A 15,265-nucleotide genomic window follows, 5' to 3' on the forward strand; every position below is an offset into this window, starting at 1 on the left:
TCCAATGCGGTGGATGTCATCATTATTGACTCGGTAGCCGCATTAACCCCAAAAGCAGAAATTGAAGGCGAAATGGGAGATTCCCACGTTGGTTTACAAGCCCGTTTAATGTCGCAAGCCTTGCGTAAGTTAACCGCTAATATCAAAAATGCGAACTGCCTGGTGATTTTTATCAACCAAATCCGCATGAAAATTGGTGTGATGTTTGGCAGTCCAGAAACCACTACTGGTGGAAACGCCCTGAAATTCTATGCTTCGGTCCGTTTAGATATCCGCCGTATTGGAGCGGTTAAAGAGGGTGAAGAGGTTACTGGTAACGAAACCCGCGTCAAAGTGGTTAAAAACAAGGTAGCGCCCCCTTTCCGTCAAGCGGAGTTTCAAATTCTCTACGGCGGCGGGATCTCCAAAGAGGGTGAACTCATCGATCTAGGGGTCAAATACAAATTAGTTGAGAAGAGCGGCGCTTGGTACAGCTATAACCACAATAAAATTGGACAAGGTAAAGCTAATTCCATGAAATTCTTAATGGAGCAAGTGGAAGTTGCCAACACCTTAGAGCGTCAGTTACGCGACCTATTACTCAATGACTATCAGCGTGAACCAGACTCTATCCCAGCAATGGCTAGGATAGAGCCGTTGGTCGATAGCCTGTAAGTGGTTGAAGCGATAAGCTTTCAATTGTGTAACGCGTGGAGATCACAGTAAGCTGTGATCTCTGTTATTCGAGATTGTTTTGCTATGAAAAAAAGAAGTACCGCTGACATTCGCCAAACTTTTCTGGATTTTTTCCAGCAAAAACGACACACCCTGGTTGCCAGCAGCACGCTTGTGCCCCCCCATGATCCCAGCCTGCTATTTACCAATGCTGGCATGAATCAGTTTAAAGAATTTTTTCTTGGTTTAGCTAAGAGCCCCTACGGTTGTGCGGTCACGGTACAACGCTGTCTACGTGCCGGCGGCAAACATAATGATCTAGAACAGGTGGGACATACAGCGCGTCATCATACTTTTTTCGAAATGTTAGGCAACTTTAGCTTTGGTGATTACTTTAAACGAGAGGCTATCAGCTTTGCTTGGGAGTTGTTGACGAGTGACCGCTGGTTTGGACTGCCTAAAGAGCAGTTGTGGATTACCGTGTATGACAGTGATGAGGAGTCCTACGCTATTTGGGCTGATGACATCGGCGTGCCTACGGCACGTATCATCCGTATCGGTGATAATCAAGGAGCTCCCTATGCTTCCGACAATTTCTGGCAGATGGGTGAGACCGGTCCCTGCGGGCCCTGTACTGAAATATTTTATGATCATGGTGCCGACATTGCGGGTGGCCCTCCGGGCAGTTTAACCGCTGACGGTGATCGTTTTGTTGAAATCTGGAACTTGGTTTTCATGCAGTTTAACCGTCAACAAGCGGGGACTTTACAACCCTTGCCCACGCCCTGTGTTGATACAGGACTGGGACTGGAACGTCTGGCAGCGGTCCTGCAAGGGGTTTGTTCTAATTATGATACCGATATTTTTCAGGCACTGCAGCGTGAAATCGCCGCCGTGATCCAGATTCAGGATCAACAACAGCCGGCAGTGCGTATTATTGCCGACCACCTCCGAGCCTCAGCTTTTTTAATGGCTGATGGTGTGACACCTAGCAATGAAGGCCGTGGTTACGTTTTACGACGGATTATTCGCCGAGCGATCCGTTACGGCCAAAAATTGGGAGCACCAGCCCCCTTCTTTTATCAACTGCTTGATCCTTTAATAACCATCATGGGTGATGTAGCCGTGGAGGTCGCCCAACAGCGAACGGTGATAGCTCAACGTTTAAAATCAGAAGAGCAGCAATTCACACAAACTTTACAGCACGCTTCCGCACTGCTCGCTGAGCAACTAGCCCTGCTGACTGGGAATACCTTCAGTGGGGAGGCGGCTTTTGAGCTCTATGACACCTATGGTTTACCATTAGACTTGACCATTGAGATCTGTCGAGAACACAATGTGGTGGTTGATCAGGTTGGTTTTGATCAGGCGATGGCGGCTCAACGACAACGGGCGAAGGGCTCAAGCCAGTTTACGGTTGATCATCAACCGATCATCCAGGTGGAGCCCCCCTCTCTGTTTTGCGGTTATGAAGCCTTAGAGATCAGATCTGAAGTGGTGGGGTTATGGTGTCAAGGAGAGCGAGTCGAACGGATTCATGCCGGAGAAACAGCGATTGTCTTTTTAAAACAGACCCCGTTCTATGCTACTGCAGGAGGGCAAATTGGTGATCACGGGCAGTTGACAGCGCCTGATAAGCGGTTTGAGGTGCGTGATACCCAGCGTTACGGCGTGGCTATAGGACATAGCGGCTGTTTACTGAGTGGCCAGTTATCGATTGGTGATATAATCGATGCTCAGGTCGATAGTGTCAAACGTCAGGCCACTGCTCTCAATCACTCAGCCACCCATTTGCTGCATGCGGCTTTACGCCAACTGCTGGGTGATCAGGTCATGCAAAAGGGCTCCTTAGTGACTGCCGAGTACTTACGTCTTGACTTTTCAGGGAGCGAACCCTTATGCCTAGAGCAACGGGTGCAAGTAGAACAGTTGGTGAATGACCAGATTCGCCAAAACCACCTGATTCAAACGGAGACGATGTCGTTAGCAGAGGCAAAAGCGCAGGGGGCTTTAGCTTTTTTTGAGGAAAAATATGGTGATCAGGTACGTCTTTTAACCATGGGAAATTTTTCCAAAGAGCTCTGTGGAGGTACTCATGCTAGGCGAACTGGAGATATTGGGTTATTCCATCTTCTCTCTGAATCGGGCGTGGCCGCCGGTGTGCGACGCATTGAGGCACTCACTGGTGCCACAGCGCTGCAACAATGGCAACAGCAACAGCAGCATCTGCTGCAGCTCTCTGCCTTGGTGAAAGCGCGTAGTGGGCAGCAGTTGGTCAATAAAGTGCAGGCACTGCTGCACAATCAGCAGCAGCTGAGCAAGCGAGTAGAGCAATTACAAGAAAATTTAGCATTACAATCGATTAATCAGCTCATAAACAGTGCTAATATCATAAAAGATGTTAATATCATAGTTAGTTTGATAAAAAACAGTGAAGTTAAAACCTTAAAAGTTATCGTTGATGAGTTGAAACAACGGCTGGGTACCGCGATCATTCTGTTAGCAACCGTAGTGAAAGGGAGGGTCCATTTCATCGCTGGTGTTACTCCTAACTTGACACCTCGGATCACGGCAACTGAGCTCATGGATGAAGTAGTTCTGCGAGTCAGCGGTAAAGGGGGCGGGCGTCCCGAGTTGGCACAAGGTGCCGGAAGCGACGTTAGCGCGGTAGCTACAGCGCTCGCTGCAGCTACCGCTTGGGTGACGACTCAACTGTAGCCACTCAACACTGACTCTGCTGGTGAATAGCCTCGGTCACGCCGCCCAATTTTGAAGTTGAAGAATTCTTACGAGCAATGTATAGAATAGCAGTTTTTTAAAACGATAATGCGCGCTCTGCTTTGTGATGTCCTCAGAGCAGAGATAATAGGATAACCACAAGTTTTTAAACTGAATGTTTAGTTTATTTTCAAGGAGCAAAAAATGTTGATCCTAACTCGTCGAGTTGGTGAAACCTTAATGATTGGCGACCAAGTCACTGTGACTGTCCTCGGCGTGAAAGGAAACCAAGTACGTATTGGTGTAAATGCCCCCAAAGAGGTTTCAGTGCATCGTGAAGAGATTTACCAACGTATTCAGGCGGAAAAATTACAATCAACCCCTGAACTGTTCAATGAGGCTTATGAGTTATAACTGGTTAGATGCGCTGATTGATTTGGCTTCACTGGAAGCGCCGCACGCTGTGATGAACACCAGCAGGTGATCGCTGTTAGGCCGCTTGACAATACGCTGCCCTGCAAATTGGTAGCGTTGATCAGCATTGCAATAGTCCATTTGTGAGCGCTTTCGCAGCTTATCACCTGTTTTTACTGGTGGGACTTTATCTATCGTGTCATGACTAAATCTGTGACATTGCCTGAAACTCAAAAAGCGTTTGACTTATCCTGGCAACCAAGTAATATGGCCGCCACGGTGATTGGGTGAGGTGGCCGAGTGGCTGAAGGCGCTCCCCTGCTAAGGGAGTATAGAGTCAAAACCTCTATCGAGGGTTCGAATCCCTCCCTCATCGCCAAAGTAGTCCTTGAGACCATTGATCCGATGGTTTTGCATCCGTAGCTCAGCTGGATAGAGTACCCGGCTACGAACCGGGCGGTCAGAGGTTCGAATCCTCTCGGATGCACCATATTCACATCAACTCTGTTATAGGCACGGATTGCTAGGTAACGATGGTTAAGGCGTCGTGGCCGTGCTGCCGCGGCTTATCTATTTATAGCAATGGCGTTACCCGGTTGATCACACCTAGAGCCATTGATATCGCTTGGCTAGCAGCTCATTCAGATCTCCTACAAAACCTGCAGCGTGGCCTTGAACGCGAAGCCCTGCGTATTAACCAGCAAGGCTGTTTAGCACCAACACCACATCCTAATACCTTAGGGGCTGCTTTAACCCATCGCTGGATGACCACTGATTTTGCTGAAGCGATGTTAGAATTGACCACCCCAGTTAAAACCGACCTCACAACCCTGTTACAATTCCTCCAGGATCTACATGGCCATGCCTTGCGACACCTCAAAGGTGAGTCCCTCTGGCCACTCAGCATGCCTGATCTGCCAGAGCAAGCGCCGCACATTGCCCTAGCCCATTACGGCAGCTCACAGCTCGGGCGCTTTAAAACCCTATACCGTCAAGGGCTACAACAGCGCTATGGCGCTATCATGCAGTGTATCGCCGGGATCCACTACAATGTCTCGTTCCCGCCAGCCTTTTGGCTGGCCCATCAGACAGCAGCATCAAGCCCCTACAGCCAATCCTGCCCTTCAACAGGTTATTTCCGCCTGATTCGCAACTACTATCGTTTTGGCTGGATCATCCCCTATTTGTTTGGGGCTTCTCCTGTGATCACGGTTAGTTTTCTACGCAGCTGTCAAACCACTTTACCCTTTGAAGCGCTATCCTCGGAGATTTGGGGATTGCCCTATGCCACCTCATTGCGACTCAGTGATATTGGCTATAACAACCGCCTGCTCCCCTTTCAACCCTCACTCAACCAGCTAGAAGATTACCTTCAAGGGGTACAGCAGCTCTTGCAGACACCCTCCCCTGAGTTTGCCCAACTTGGGGTGAAGCGATCGGGTACTTATCAACAGCTGAACAGTCGTGTGCTACAACTTGAAAATGAGTTTTATTGCCCGATTCGACCCAAAGCAATACAACGACCTGGAGAGCGACCGTTAAAAGCGCTGCGGCGGCGCGGCGTCGATTACCTGGAAGTACGCGCTCTTGATTTAAATCCCTTTTCACCGATAGGTGTTGACGCTACTCAACTCCGCTTTCTTGATCTATTCCTAGTGTGGTGCGCCCTGGCTGATCCAAAACTCATGACGCCTCAGGAGTTCACCCAGTGTCAGAATAATTGGCAGCGCATCTGTATCGCTGGCCGGCAACCTGGCCAATTCATTACCGTGAATAGTGGCCAACAGCGACCGCTGGCTGAAGTGGGTCAGGCACTGTTGGCTGAGCTACAAGCGATAGCACCGCTGTTTGATCAAGCAGACCCAGATAAGCCCTACCAGAGGGTCTGTCAACAGCTGGCCCCTGCCATGCGTGATCCCTCCCTGACCCTCTCTGCTCAACTGCTCGCCCTGATCAAACAGGGCAACGGGGACCTACGGGCGCTCGGTTTAACCTTAGCGCAAGGCTATCGTGACACCCTGATGAGTCAACCACTGCAGTGCTTGACCGAGCAGGAATTAGTCGAAGAACAGCAACGATCTTTCGCCGAGCTGAGGGCCTTAGAGCAGTGCGAATCGCTGAACTTTGAGCAGTACCTCGCACAACAGCTCGCACTCTAAAGCCCCTCGACCTTATCCGCGCTGAGCTGGCGCCTGCATCAGCCACAGTTTCACCTGGTTAATCCGATTATCTTTAACCGCTACAATCTCAAACTCATAACCCAAAGCAATAAAACGGGTTCCCACGGGCGGAATGGTTTCCAAGTACTCCAATAATAAGCCATTCAGGGTCCTAGGGCCGGTTAACGGCAATGACTGCGCTAACACCTTATTGAGATCACGAATATTCGTAGCACCCGCCACCAGCACCGAACCATCTGCTTGCGGCACCATCTCTTCCTCTAAGGAGGGGGCAATAGAGGTGGTAAAATCCCCCACGATCTCCTCTAAGATAGCTTGTACGGTCAGCAATCCTTTGATATCCCCATACTCATCCACCACTACCCCGGTATGTTCTTTATTGCGCTGAAATTTCATTAATTGAACATTCAACGACGTTCCTTCAGGAATAAAATAGATCTCATCGGCCGCTCGCAATAGCCTCTCTTTATTAATTTCATTTTTTTCTAGCATTAACCGGTAGGCTTCACGCACCCGCAGCAGGCCGACGACGTTGTCTAGATTTCCCCGATACAGTAGCAGGCGGCTGTAGGGGCAATGGAGCACTTGGCGTAGGATAGATTTCCAATCATCATTAATATCGATACCCACGATTTCACTACGAGGAATCATCACATCTTCTACACTCATGGTCTCTAGATCTAGGATCGAGAGTAGCATCTGCTGGTAGCGGCGAGGAATCAATGGATTGGCTTCATTGAAGAGTGTTCGTAACTCCTCTTGACTGAGCGCACTGGGTGGTGGTTGATCAGAACGGAGTCCCAATAAAGCGATGAGCGCTCTGGTGAGCATATTTAATAAATTGACTAACGGCAGCATGATTTTTAGTAAGGGGCGCAGTAACCAGGTGCTGGGGAAAGCAATCCGTTCTGGATGCAGTGCCGCCACAGTTTTAGGTGCTATTTCTGCAAAAATGAGGATAAACAAGGTTAAAAAAATCGTCGCCATCAGCGCCCCGGTGTTGCCATATAACCGTAGGCCGAGCATGGTTGCCAACGCGGAGGCGCCAATATTCACTAAATTATTACCAATCAGTACCAAACTGATAAATTGATCGGGGTACTGTAGCAACTGCTCAGCGCGACGGGCGGCGCGGTGGCCCTGCTTGGCCAGATGACGTAATCGGTAACGATTGAGGGTCATGATGCTGGTCTCTGAAGCGGAGAAGTAGGCAGACAGCACCAGCATGATGATCAAGATGACGATGAGCATAGTCGTTGAAATAGCTTGCAAGTCACGTATTCCTGTTAAATGAATGCAGTGTGTTACCCCTTTAGATAGGGTCAAAAACCCAGAACTCCAATAAAAATTGATTCGCTAACACCCTTAAATAGGCAGCAAAAGCAGGCATCGGCCTAGCTGCTCCTGCATCATAACCCGTGATGCCGGTAGCGCCAACTCTCTCCTGCCTATTCGATCGCAATCCCGTTATAATGAGCCCTCTATCGGGCCACCCTGGGGCCCATACACTTATCCCCCTTAACACTGAGTGTGGATCGAAAACGCATGTTTGATAACCTAACCGAACGTCTCTCCAGTGCCCTCCGGACTCTGAGTGGCCGTGGACGCCTGACCGAAGATAATATTCAAGAGAGTTTGCGGGAAGTACGCCGGGCATTACTAGAGGCGGATGTGGCACTCCCGGTCGTGAACGCTTTTATCCATCAGGTGCAACAATCTGCACTGGGTGAAGCGATTCATCAAAGCCTAACCCCGGGTCAAGCCTTCATCAAAATTGTGCAGCGAGAATTAACCACACTCATGGGTAGTCACCATCAGCCGCTGCAGCTGCAAACCGAACCCCCAGCCGTGCTGCTGATGGTGGGATTGCAGGGTGCTGGTAAAACGACAACTGTGGCAAAATTGGGTCAATTCCTACAGAAATCAAAAAAACGTAAGATCTTAGTGGCGTCAACTGATGTCTATCGTCCGGCTGCAAAACAACAACTACAGCTGCTTGCCCAAGCCATCGGCGTTGATTTTTTTTCCAGTGACTTAGCTGATCCGGTTGACATTGCTCGTGCCGCCCACCAGCAAGCCCGCGTGAAATTCTATGAGATCCTGATCGTTGACACGGCTGGCCGGCTGCATATTGACGACAAGATGATGCGGGAAATGCAACAGATCCACCAAGTACTCAATCCCATAGAAACACTCTTTGTGGTCGATGCCACAGTGGGCCAAGATGCGGTCACGATGGCCAAAGCCTTTGATAGCCAGCTGCCCCTGACCGGTATTATCTTAACTAAAGCCGATGGTGACACCCGCGGTGGGGCAGCGCTGTCAGTTCGTCAAGTGACCGGTAAACCTCTTAAATTTTTAGGCGTGGGTGAAAAAAGTGATGCCTTAGAGCCCTTTCATCCAGAGCGACTGGCTAGCCGCATTCTGGGGATGGGGGATGTGCTGTCGCTGATTGAGGAGCTGGAAGAGAAAACCGATGCTAAGAAAAAAGAGCAGTTGGTCAATAAGTTTAAACAGGGCACGCGCTTTGATTTTGAAGATTTTCGGGATCAGCTACAGCAGATGAAGAAGATGGGGGGGATGATGGGCGTGCTGAATAAACTCCCGGGTGCCCATCAACTCCCCGATCACCTGAAGTCTCAACTGGATGATAAACTGTTCACCAGAATGGAAGCGATTATCAACTCGATGACCCGTCAAGAGCGCCAACTCCAAGTTGTGATGAAGGGTTCCCGCAAACGGCGCGTGGCGCAGGGTGCCGGTGTCCAGGTGCAAGCGGTCAATCAACTGTTGAAGCAGTTTGAAGAGATGCAGCAGATGATGAAAAAGATGCGCAGTGGCGGCATCGGTAAGATGATGCGCGGCTTTCAAGGTCTGTTACCGCCCGGATTGATGGGGCGGTGACAGACTTCCATCACTACCAAGCCTTTTAAGGCACAGGGTGGCTGAGTGCTGCTATTGATTCAACACTGCCAGAAATTGACCCCAACCTGAGGGACCGGGTTGCTAAGACTCTGGTTAAAAAACGAGAGAGCCGCTGTTTCCACGGGAATGCTCGAGATCTCGCGCCATTGGCCAGACGCTTGAATGACACGGTGTTGATTGTTTAGAATAAACGCTGCTTTCATTAATTGCTCGCCAGACAACCCTGGTTCTGCTGGATCACGTTGCTTCCTAGTCAACCCAGTTCAGGATTATCTGTTCACGATCCTGAACGGAGCTGCTCCACTAAAATTGTGATTGCGACAGATCTTCTGCTGAAGCAGTGCTTCCTACGGTTAGTAGGGGGGCGGATTGGCTGCTCAGAAAAGAGCGGTAGGCTATCAGGACAGCCGTATGATGAATACGGCGTTATGGCCCTCTAAAACGGTTAGGCTATTCATGGCAAGATCAGACACCAATAAAAAACGGCAAAGCAGGGCTTTGCCGTCTGTACTGACTAGCTTAAATCGCCCAAACAACCTATCGGCTGATGGGACACCAACTGGGCGCTATCAGAAGGTGTAAGTTAACCCAACACCCAGAATGTTCTCCGCACTGGCCCCGAGTTTTTCAGCTTTCTTTTGTTTCAGCAGGTTAATTTTATAATCCGCTGAAACAGAGAACTGTTTACTCAACTCATAGACAGCGCCAACATCAATAAATTGCACATTCTTTTCTTTGGTTTCATACCGGTCGTCTTTCAGAGTCGCAGTGCTCTGTAAATAACCAACCGTGGGCTTCAAACCATTAGGTAGCTTATATTGGGCAACGATTTCAAATCCCTGCGTTTTATTCGCATAGATCCCTTTTTCAGGCTGTTGATCTACCCCGAATTTGCGATCTAGATCTTTGTCGGTAAAGAACAGTTGGTTGCGTGTCTCGGCATAGGTGCCCCCTACATAGAAGCGTTCGCTGTCATATTTAGCACCTAGGGCAAGCATAGTGGCCCTTTTATCATTGAAGAACTGATCTTTCTGCTGGCGGCTTTTGGCTTCGTTATTAAAAGCCATCCCCCAGGTGACCCCATGGCCAATCTCGTGAGTCAACGCCAGGCCATAGCCATCACCGTTGCTTTTCTGTAATTTTTTATCTTTATGCTTGAGTGGCTCTTTGCTATCTTCGGAACCGTTTTTAGCCAGGTACTGTAAAGCCAACTGCACCCCCTGAACCTTCGGGGTACGATATTGCAATAAACCAGTCGCACGACCCGTTCCGAAGCGATCGGCGTCGTTACCCAAGGCCTCTGAGCAAGCAACCGGTAGCTCACTAGTGAATGCTGTGACGTCATTCATGACACCCAAAGTGCGACCATAAGAGAGCGTTCCTATCTCATCACCCTTGACGCCAACCACTGCCGTACGAACAGCGATGGGATCGGCGGTCAGCCCTTTACCCAACTCTAGCTGAGCAAATAGTTTGATAGCCGGGTCTTTCTCGTCAAGCGGTGCTTCGCCCTTCAGGCCAAGCCGCAGAGCACTTTGGTCGCCATCTGCTGCTTTATCTTTGGAAAAATGGCGCTCTAACAACACCTTACCGGTGAGCTCTAATTTTTTATTCCCTTCCTCATACAACGTGTGTGCATGAACGCTCGTCATCGTGACCAGCAGTGCTGAGAGTGCGACTGGCATAGTGCGTTTTATCATGAATTCCTCACTGTTTTGGCGACTGTTAAGTGTATGCCTGGGTCATAACCGGCATTATCAGCAATGATACAGACTGCTTGCTTGCCAGCGAGTATTTCACTTTTTGCCAGCCTGTTCTACTTTTTTAAGGTTGTGTTCCCCGTCCAAGCCCTATTAAATTGTAACTTAATGTTTCAATCAAGCCATTGAAGGGAACTTTTTCTAAAGAATTCAATCAATAGCTAGCCACTCAGCCAGCAGCTATGATCCCTTAAAATTTTGCATGACGTGGCGTTCGCGGGAAGGGGATGACATCTCGCACATTTTGGAGACCGGTGACGTACAGTAACAACCGTTCAAATCCTAACCCAAACCCGGCATGGGGCACCGTTCCATAACGGCGTAAATCACGGTACCAACCATAATCACTTGGATCGAGCGCTAGTGCCGCTAGGCGCTGATCAAGCGCTCCTAAACGCTCTTCACGTTGTGAGCCCCCAATAATTTCCCCGATTCCGGGGGCCAGCACATCCATCGCCGCCACCGTCTCGCCATCGCTATTAAGCCGCATATAAAAGGCTTTAATAGCCTTGGGATAGTTTTTAACAATCACCGGTGCCTTGCAGTGTTGCTCCGCCAGATAACGCTCATGCTCTGCCGCCAAATCACTCCCCCAAGCGACCGGATGCTCGAAAGGTTGACCACACTGCTGCAAAATGGCGATGGCTTCCCGATAGTCCAACTGTATAAAGGAGGCGTCGATCAGCTGTTCCAGGCGTGACCGCACCGTTGCATCCAGCCATTGGGTAAAAAAGTCAATCTCGGCCTCCCGCTGCTTCAATACTTCAGTCACGACAAACTTCAGCAACGCCTCCGCTAGATCGGCGATGGTGGTTAAATCAGCAAAAGCGACCTCCGGCTCTACCATCCAAAATTCCGCTAAATGGCGGCTGGTATTAGAGTTCTCAGCACGAAACGTCGGTCCAAAGGTATAGACTTTAGAGAGCGCGCAGGCATAACTCTCCGCATTGAGCTGGCCAGACACCGTTAAAAACGCCTCTTGACCAAAAAAGTCCTGACTGAAATCAACCCGATGGTCTGCCGTGCGCGGTAACTGTTGTAGATCCAGGGTAGAGACCCGAAATAGCTCCCCACCCCCTTCACAGTCCGCCGTTGTAATGATGGGGGTAGAGACCCAAAAAAACCCGTGGTGATCGAAAAAACGGTGGATCGCCTGAGCTAAGGTGTGCCGTACCCGGGCGACGGCCCCGATGACATTGGTGCGTGGCCGCAAATGAGCAATTTCGCGCAAATGCTCCATCGAATGGCGTTTGGCAGCGAGCGGATAGTGCTCTGGCGCTTCCACCCAGCCAGTCACCGTCACCACAGCAGCCCGCAACTCTACCGACTGCCCCTGACCTGGCGAAGCGGTCACAACACCGCTAATCGATAGGGAACAACCGGTGGTTAAACGCAACAGTTCCGCTTGATAGTTAGGCAGTGTTTGATCCACTAAGATCTGTAAGGATTGAAAACAGGAGCCATCATAGAGGGCTAAAAAGGAGAAACCAGCCTTGGAATCACGTCGGGTCCGCAGCCAACCACGAACCGTCACGCCAGCACCGATCGCGTGCTGGCCTTCGAGTATGGAGACCACCGGAACGCTCTGATCGTGAGGCGTATGGCTAGAGTTCGGCGCTGTAACAGGTTGTTTCATAGGTGTGTTCTATCCCCGCTTACTGAAGCATCAATTTTAACAGCAGACTACGCTCCTGGCGTGGCTAGGCCGCTGGACTGGCCACAACCTGCCGCGTTTCTAGCAACACCTCACGCAACAGGATGGTCATTTTATCCCCTAAACGGTAGGCCATCTCCCCTTTAATCGTCACACTGGCCTTCTCACGGCAGCACTGTAGCTCTGCCCGAACAGGATGCAGCGAGGCGCTTGGAAGAAAGATCACAGCACCACTCTCCAGCAAGCGGACTCGCAAACCGCCGCGGGTGACATCAATAATCTCCGCTTCCTGATGAGCGCCCTGTTCCATCGTCTGTTGTAAAAAACGGGCATAGAGCCAATCACTGATCTGCCGCTCGGCTAAACGCTGCTGTCGACGACGCTCATTGAGATGTAAGGCCAGTGCTGCATCGGGCCGTATGGCGGGAGGTTGCTGGGTGATCACCGCTTTTAACAAACGATGATTGACTAGATCACCATATTTACGGATTGGCGAGGTCCAGGTGGCATAGATCTCGCACCCCATTCCAAAATGGGCCGCCGGTTGGCAACTAAACTGGCTCAGTGCTTGGTAACGACGCAAGCAGCCCGCTAGATAGGGGGTCGGTTGTGCATCAAGATGGCGGCGGAGCTCACAAAAGCCCGCCAGCGTTAATAGCTGCTCAGCACTAAAGGGGGCCTCATTGGCTTTTAGGAGTGCCACCACCTGCTCAATCTGTGATCGCTCTAATCCGGCATGGACATTAAAGATCCCATAACCCAGCTGATCGCGCAGCAGGGCGGCAGCACACAGATTGGCAGCAATCATCGCCTCCTCAACCAAGCGATGTGCCGTACGACGGCGCTCTAGAACAATGTCTAATACGCTGCCCTGCTCATCCAGCACAAAGCGATGCTCAGGACGATCTTTGAAAATCGTCGCATGCTGTTGACGCCAGGCGCTGCGCGCTTCAGCCACTTGCTGTAGTAGACGGATCTGCTCAGCAATCGTCGGGTTTGGTGGCTGCCAGGAGCCCTGGTTTTCTAACCAATCAGAGACCTGTTCATAGCTTAATTTAGCCTGCGAACAGATCCAAGCCATCGAAAAAGCGGCACCAGCCCCCAACGACCCATCTGGCTCAATCACCACTTGACAAACCAAAGCTGGACGACGCTCTCCAGCGCGCAAGGCACAGCGATCCTCTGCCAACTCACGGGGTAGCATCGGGATATCCAATCCAGGCAAATAGTGCGTAAACCCTCGTTGATACGCCGTGCGATCCAGTGCACTCTCCGGCGCTATATAGGCTGAAGGATCAGCAATAGCGATACACAGTGTCCACTGCCCCGCAGCACCCACCCGTACCGCCAGCGCATCATCCATATCTTGCGTCTGCTCGTTATCGATCGTGATAAAAGGGAGATCGGTCAAATCATCACGTGGCGCTGTCTCATCAAGACAGTAGTGTTCTACCCCGCTGGGTGCCTCTCGAGGCAGTTGATAACGCGCCAGTGAAACCCACCAAGGCGCAAAATTATCGTCGCTGTGAGCAATCCATTCGTTAATTTCCGCGTGAAACCCCTTGTCTCCTTTTAAAGGATGTTGCTGCAACGTCGCACTGACCCAATCACCCGGTTCCACGGGTAGCGTCAAATGACTGCTGACATGACACGCTATAGCTCGATTCAATAGCGGGTGGTCTGGTATCACCGACCACTGGGCCATTGGTTGACTAACACGGCCAACAAAACGGGTCAAAGCAGTCTCGATAAGCTGCTCCGGCTCGGCAGTCGTTTGTCCCTTTTCAGTCCGCAAGCGGGCGGTGACGTGATCACCATGCAGCACCCGCTTCATGGCAGGGGGCGGGACGAAGTAGCTTTTATCACCCTCTACCTCAATAAAACCAAACCCCTTGCCATGACTTTTAACAATGCCTTGTATCCGGGGTATCTCTTGTTGCATCTGCTGTTTAAGCTGAGCCAGCAGGGGATTATCCTGAAACATGTTGTTGATCCTGAGCTGTGGTGATCACTCTAAATCGTGTCGATTCATTGCAGTAGTACTAAATCCACCATCGACATGTACAATTTCACCGGTGATCCCGGCTGCAAGATCAGAGCAGAGGAAAGCCGCTGTATTGCCGATATCCTCCAAGGTTACGGTACGACCAATCGGTGCCACGGCTTCAAAGTAAGCCAACATTTTTTTGAAATCTTTAATGCCAGAAGCCGCCAGAGTACGCACTGGTCCGGCTGAAATACCATTCACCCGGACCCCTCGGGACCCCAGTGCGCTGGCGAGATAGCGCACATTGGCCTCTAAAGAGGCTTTGGCTAAGCCCATCACGTTATAGTGGGGGATTGCCCGTTCCGCGCCTAAGTAGGAGAGCGTCAATAACGCAGCCTGTGGTGTTAACAACTGATGACAGCCTTTGGCTAACGCAGCAAAGCTATAAGCGCTGATATCATGAGCGATGCGGAAACCCTCCCGATTCACCGCTTCTAGATAATTACCCTCTAATTGCTCGCTCGGGGCATAAGCAATGGCATGGATAAAACCATCAAAAGTGGACCAGGCGTGCTCTAATGTGTCAAATAGCCTGGTGATACTGGCATCATCAGCAACCTCACAGGGGAAGAGTAACTGACTGTTACATTCAGCCGCCACGGCCGCCACCCGTGATTGCAGTTTCTCATTTTGATAAGTAAAGGCTAACTCAGCACCCTGGCGAAACATCGCTTGTGCGATCCCCGTCGCGATGGAACGATTACTCGCAATCCCCGTAACCAAAAAGCGTTTTCCAGTTAAAAAACCCATCACTCTATGCTCCTTGATAACTGTCTAATCATTGACCTAGTGCTGCCTGCTCAGCAGGCTCATACCGCTGGCTTTCATTCGGTGCCAGCAGGATACCAGATTTAAGTGGCACTGTACGTAGGCACCCACACCGGCTTCTGCTACAATCGCCAGCTTTCCCCAC

General features: G+C 50.5%; 10 protein-coding genes, 2 tRNA genes and 1 pseudogene. 7 read left to right on the plus strand and 6 right to left on the minus strand.

Annotated features, from left to right (window positions below):
- The 6 genes and pseudogenes from NL324_RS00005 to gshA all read left to right on the plus strand — a co-directional run.
- A pseudogene (locus tag NL324_RS00005) lies at positions 1-585 on the plus strand (recombinase RecA family protein); the annotation flags it as partial.
- A 153-nt stretch (positions 586-738) separates the two neighbouring features.
- Positions 739-3,372 carry an alanine--tRNA ligase gene (gene alaS, locus NL324_RS00010; protein ID WP_253305809.1) on the plus strand — a complete coding sequence of 878 codons (2,634 nt, stop codon included), beginning with the start codon at positions 739-741 and terminating at the stop codon, positions 3,370-3,372.
- 204 nt (positions 3,373-3,576) lie between these two features.
- Positions 3,577-3,786: a carbon storage regulator CsrA gene (gene csrA, locus NL324_RS00015; RefSeq protein ID WP_253305810.1), complete on the plus strand. Its 210-nt coding sequence runs from the start codon at positions 3,577-3,579 to the stop codon at positions 3,784-3,786.
- Positions 3,787-4,072: 286 nt separating this feature from the next.
- Positions 4,073-4,165: transfer RNA gene (locus NL324_RS00020), tRNA-Ser, on the plus strand.
- A 34-nt stretch (positions 4,166-4,199) separates the two neighbouring features.
- A tRNA-Arg gene (locus tag NL324_RS00025) sits at positions 4,200-4,276 on the plus strand.
- Positions 4,277-4,319: 43 nt separating this feature from the next.
- The gene (gshA, locus tag NL324_RS00030) at positions 4,320-5,945 is read left to right on the plus strand and encodes a glutamate--cysteine ligase (protein WP_253305811.1); all 1,626 of its coding nucleotides are present in this window, start codon (positions 4,320-4,322) and stop codon (positions 5,943-5,945) included.
- Positions 5,946-5,957: 12 nt separating this feature from the next.
- Here the strand turns inward: gshA and NL324_RS00035 are convergent, their stop codons facing one another.
- The gene (locus NL324_RS00035) at positions 5,958-7,238 is read right to left on the minus strand and encodes an HlyC/CorC family transporter (RefSeq protein WP_253307076.1); all 1,281 of its coding nucleotides are present in this window, start codon (positions 7,236-7,238) and stop codon (positions 5,958-5,960) included.
- Between the two features lie 273 nt (positions 7,239-7,511).
- On the opposite strand from NL324_RS00035, the gene ffh reads away from it, so the two are divergent.
- Positions 7,512-8,870 carry a signal recognition particle protein gene (ffh, locus tag NL324_RS00040; RefSeq protein WP_253305812.1) on the plus strand — a complete coding sequence of 453 codons (1,359 nt, stop codon included), beginning with the start codon at positions 7,512-7,514 and terminating at the stop codon, positions 8,868-8,870.
- A 59-nt stretch (positions 8,871-8,929) separates the two neighbouring features.
- Here ffh and NL324_RS00045 read toward each other — a convergent pair whose 3' ends face one another.
- The 5 genes from NL324_RS00045 to NL324_RS00065 all read right to left on the minus strand — a co-directional run bounded on the left by NL324_RS00045 (position 8,930) and on the right by NL324_RS00065 (position 15,102).
- On the minus strand, positions 8,930-9,148 hold the full coding sequence (locus NL324_RS00045) for a hypothetical protein (RefSeq protein WP_253305813.1): 219 nt from the start codon (positions 9,146-9,148) through the stop codon (positions 8,930-8,932).
- A gap of 312 nt (positions 9,149-9,460) precedes the next feature.
- Complete coding sequence (locus tag NL324_RS00050) at positions 9,461-10,591, minus strand: porin (RefSeq protein ID WP_253305814.1); 1,131 nt, start codon at positions 10,589-10,591, stop codon at positions 9,461-9,463.
- Between the two features lie 250 nt (positions 10,592-10,841).
- Entirely contained in the window at positions 10,842-12,287 is a 1,446-nt protein-coding gene (asnS, locus tag NL324_RS00055) for an asparagine--tRNA ligase (protein WP_253305815.1), read from the minus strand.
- A 64-nt stretch (positions 12,288-12,351) separates the two neighbouring features.
- Positions 12,352-14,289: an exoribonuclease II gene (locus NL324_RS00060; protein ID WP_253305816.1), complete on the minus strand. Its 1,938-nt coding sequence runs from the start codon at positions 14,287-14,289 to the stop codon at positions 12,352-12,354.
- Positions 14,290-14,313: 24 nt separating this feature from the next.
- On the minus strand, positions 14,314-15,102 hold the full coding sequence (locus NL324_RS00065) for an SDR family oxidoreductase (protein WP_253305817.1): 789 nt from the start codon (positions 15,100-15,102) through the stop codon (positions 14,314-14,316).
- Positions 15,103-15,265: the final 163 nt, after the last annotated feature.

Origin of the sequence: unidentified bacterial endosymbiont (genome assembly GCF_918320885.1) — a bacterium.
Classification (GTDB): domain Bacteria; phylum Pseudomonadota; class Gammaproteobacteria; order Enterobacterales.

Excerpts from the sequence above, each read along its gene's own strand:
- alaS (WP_253305809.1), top strand. The coding sequence starts at position 739 with ATGAAAAAAAGAAGTACCGCTGACATTCGCCAAACTTTTCTGGATTTT.
- csrA (WP_253305810.1), top strand. The coding sequence starts at position 3,577 with ATGTTGATCCTAACTCGTCGAGTTGGTGAAACCTTAATGATTGGCGAC.
- gshA (WP_253305811.1), top strand. The coding sequence starts at position 4,320 with ATGGTTAAGGCGTCGTGGCCGTGCTGCCGCGGCTTATCTATTTATAGC.
- ffh (WP_253305812.1), top strand. The coding sequence starts at position 7,512 with ATGTTTGATAACCTAACCGAACGTCTCTCCAGTGCCCTCCGGACTCTG.
- NL324_RS00050 (WP_253305814.1), bottom strand. The coding sequence starts at position 10,591 with ATGATAAAACGCACTATGCCAGTCGCACTCTCAGCACTGCTGGTCACG.
- asnS (WP_253305815.1), bottom strand. The coding sequence starts at position 12,287 with ATGAAACAACCTGTTACAGCGCCGAACTCTAGCCATACGCCTCACGAT.
- NL324_RS00060 (WP_253305816.1), bottom strand. The coding sequence starts at position 14,289 with ATGTTTCAGGATAATCCCCTGCTGGCTCAGCTTAAACAGCAGATGCAA.
- NL324_RS00065 (WP_253305817.1), bottom strand. The coding sequence starts at position 15,102 with ATGGGTTTTTTAACTGGAAAACGCTTTTTGGTTACGGGGATTGCGAGT.